The following is a 444-nucleotide window of genomic DNA, read 5'->3' as shown; positions in this document are numbered from 1 at the left end:
GGACTGCTATGGTCACTACCGCTGGAGCGGTGGGCGGATCGCTTGTGAGGAGATTTTTCGAGGTAACGGCGCGGGAAACGCAGCAGGCCATCTTCGTAGTGGCGGTCTGCTGGCGAGTGCTGTAGAAGACGTCCCGGTGGTCTATGGTGCCGTCAAGCTCGAGGATCCGGACCTCGCAGAGTCCGCATTCGCCCTTGCGGCAGCCGAACATCATGTCCGCACCGGCATCCTCTAAGGCTTCAAGCATGGAGTTGTCCTGTCCCACTTTGATTTCCAGTCCTAATGTGGGGACCTTGACGATGAATTCTTCAGGCTGGTACCAGCCGCTGTTGCCGAAGGTTTCATAGCGCAGGTTGGGGTAGTTGAGTCTGGCTTCGGTCCAGGCACGGCGGACGGCGTCCATAAGCCGGATCGGGCCGCACATGTACAGCTCATGTACAGCTC

The 444-nt window shown here is 59.0% G+C and carries 1 protein-coding gene; it reads right to left on the bottom strand.

What is annotated here, in order from left to right; genetic code table 11:
- A partial coding sequence (locus AC1DKD_RS42130) for a 2Fe-2S iron-sulfur cluster-binding protein (RefSeq protein WP_477144854.1) occupies positions 1-403 on the bottom strand: 403 nt, incomplete at its 3' end.
- Between the last annotated feature and the right edge of the window lie 41 nt (positions 404-444).

Source organism: Cupriavidus sp. 05T313 (assembly GCF_056396665.1).
The sequence above is the reverse complement of the archived record's forward strand: the minus strand, read 5'-3'. Positions and strand labels throughout refer to the sequence as shown.